General features: G+C 59.9%; 1 protein-coding gene. It reads right to left on the bottom strand.

All coding sequences use genetic code 11. The annotated features are described in order from the left end of the window. Positions 1-3,183: beta strand repeat-containing protein (locus ACX9NE_RS29125; protein ID WP_459377753.1), on the bottom strand; the 3,183-nt coding region annotated here is incomplete at both ends.

The raw sequence follows: 3,183 nt of genomic DNA, 5'->3' as shown, positions 1-3,183 counted from the left end.
CGCGCTGGAATGTCGATGAACTTGATGTTGATCGGGCCCACTCCGCTGGTGAGTAGGACACCTACCGATGTGTTCGGTGAGCCTACCTGGGCGGTCACGGCGGGCATGGTGCCGCTGATGGGCGGGATGACGATAGGTCCGATGTCGACGCTGAGATAGCTCGAATTCAAGACCTTCACACTGATCGCCGGAACGGTGAAGCCCGCCACGGCCAGGTCGGCGATGTCGAGGTTGAGCGGAATATTGATGGGAAGGCTCAAACCGAGGTTCAGCAGCGGGACTTCGGGAATGTAGATCTCGGCCCGCAAACCGACCAGACCTTGGTAATCACCCCGCCACAGGAAGCCGTTGTCGTAGTTGCCGGCTATGAAAGCGCCGGTGTTGACGTTGCCCGAATTGAGTAAGCCGGTGTTGTAGTCGCCTGTGTTGAACCAGCCGGTGTTGTAATCGCCGGCGTTGCCGACGCCGGTGTTCGTGTTGCCGGTGTTGTACGAGCCGGTGTTGTAGTCGCCGGGATTTGCGATCCCGGTGTTGGCGGCGCCGCCGTTGAACAAGCCCGTGTTGACGCTGCCGGTGTTGGCGAAGCCCGTGTTGTAGTTGCCGACGTTTCCATAGCCCCAGCTGCCGATCCCTGAGTTGGCGATGCCGGTGTTGGAGCTACCCGCATTGCCCATGCCGAAGTTCCCGGCGCCAGAGTTTCCGATCCCGACGTTTCCGGTGCCGGAGTTGAACATGCCGACGTTGTTGGTGCCCGAGTTGAACAGGCCGGTGTTGCCGGCACCGGAGTTCAGGGCGCCGAATCCGATTTGGCCGGTGCCGGTCAGCCCGATGCCGATGTTGTTGGTGCCGGTGTTTCCGAAGCCGATATTGGCGCTGCCCGCGTTTCCGAAGCCCGCGTTGGAGTCACCGAAGTTTCCCAGCCCGAAGTTGTTTGCGCCAAGGTTCCCGAGCCCGACGTTGTCATTGCCTAAGTTTCCCGGGCCGATGTTGCCGCTGCCCCAGTTTCCGGTGCCGAAATTGCTGGTGCCGAAGTTACCGAATCCGATGTTGTAACTGCCGACGTTTCCGCTGCCGACGTTGAAGCTGCCGTCGTTACCACTGCCCACGTTCCAATTGCCCCGGTCGGCAAAGCCGATGTTGGAGCTGGACGCGCCGTTGAAGAGACCGGAAATATCGCTTCCGACGTTTCCGATACCGGAAACCTCGGCAGGGGTTGTGAGATTGGTCGTGGCGGTATTCAGGAAGCCCGAGGCGGTATTGCCCCAGTTGGAGACACCGGAGAGCAGATCGCCCAGATTCTTGTAACCAGAGATCCCCGAACTGCCGGAGGCCGCGTTCCAGAAACCCGAAAGGTTGGCACCGACGTTTCCGATGCCGGATGAGCCTCCGGTACCGGAGTTGAAGAAACCTGAAGACGGTGTGAGGGTGGAGTTTCCGAAGCCCGGCGCTGCTGGGATGTGGATGATCGGAATCTGGACGGGACCAAGCGTGCCAGGACCGCTGAGTACCAGGATGCTGGTGGGGGAGCCGAGAGTTCCGGTGATCGTCGCGGGCGGGCTGATATAGATGTCTGGAATGGTGATCGGGCCGACACTGACCACCCGGAATTTTCCGGTGCTGAGGATGTCGACGTCGGCTGTATAGGCAGGAATCGTGAACCCGTCCAGCACCAGCGAGCCAATTGTGGCGCTGAACGGTAGGTTGGCCGGGATCTGCAGATTCACGTTGACCGGGATGGCGGTGTCGGGAAGAACGATCTCGTAGTCGAGAGCGACCAGTCCCTGGTAATCGCCTCTCCACAGGACGCCGTTGGAATAGCTGCCGAGGTTGAAAGCTCCGGTGTCGACGTTGCCGGAGTTCGCCAATCCCGTGTTGTAATTCCCGCTGTTCAGATAGCCGGTGTTGTAGTGGCCGGCGTTGAATCCGAGCGTGTTGAAGCTGCCGGCGTTGAAGCTGCCGGAGTTGTAATTGCCGGTATTGGCCGCGCCCGTGTTGACGTTGCCCGCGTTGAGCAGGCCGGTATTGACGTTGCCCGCGTTGAGCACGCCGGTGTTGAGATTGCCGGAGTTGCCAATGCCGAAGTTACCGGTCCCGGAGTTGCCGACGCCGACGTTTCCGGTGCCGGAATTGAACAGGCCGATATTGTTGGAGCCCGAGTTGAATAGGCCGGTATTGCCGACGCCGGAATTCAGGGCGCCGAATCCGATCTGGCCGGTGCCGGTCAACCCGATACCGATGTTGCCGGTGCCGGTGTTCCCGAGGCCGATATTGGCGTCGCCGGCGTTGCCGAAGCCCACGTTGAAGTCGCCGGAATTTCCGAGGCCGAAGTTGTTCACACCGAGATTACTGAGGCCGATGTTGTAATCGCCCAGATTGGCAACACCGATATCGTAATTGCCGAAGTTGCCCGGGCCGAGATTGTAAAAGCCGATATTTCCGCTGCCGACGTTGTAACTGCCATGGTTGCTTGAGCCGAGGTTGTAGTCGCCGATATTGCCAAATCCGGCATTCAGGTTGCCGATGTTGCCCAGGCCAAGGTTGAAGGCGGTCGCATCGGTGATGCGGTCGCGGAAAAAGCCCGCCAGGTTGGTCCCGACGTTCTGTAACCCGGAGACGTTGGCGGGGGTGGATAGGTCCAAGGTGCTGGTATTGACCGCGCCCGACACGGTGTTGCCCAAGTTTGCCAGGCCCGACAGCGCCGAGCCCCAGTTCTTGATTCCCGAGTTCCCCAACGTCCCGAAAGAGAAGTTCTGCCAGCCCGAATTGTTGGCACCGACATTGAAGAAGCCCGAAGAGCTGCCGGCGCCGGAGTTGAAGAAACCCGACGACGGCAGGCTGGTCGAATTTCCGTAGCCGGGCACCATCGGAAAATTGAAGATGGTGATATCGAAGGGGCCGAGGGTGGCGGATCCGGTGATTGGCAGCAACGCCGACGAACCGATGGTTCCTTGTGGTGCCGGTGCGGGACTGACCAGTGTCACCTGTGGGAGGGTGAGCGAGTTGATGGTGCCGACCAACGCGGGAATCGGGCCGATATCGACGGTGAAGCCGAAGGGGATATCGCTGATTGTCATTCCGCTGTAGACGGTGTTTCCGTCGAAGACTGTCGTGATGGGGATATTGATCAATAACCCCCCATTCACGTCCACGGGAATTTGGGGAACATGGATGGTGTAGTTCCCG

The sequence above is a fragment of the Mycobacterium sp. ML4 genome, assembly GCF_054515735.1.
The sequence above is the reverse complement of the archived record's forward strand: the minus strand, read 5'-3'. Positions and strand labels throughout refer to the sequence as shown.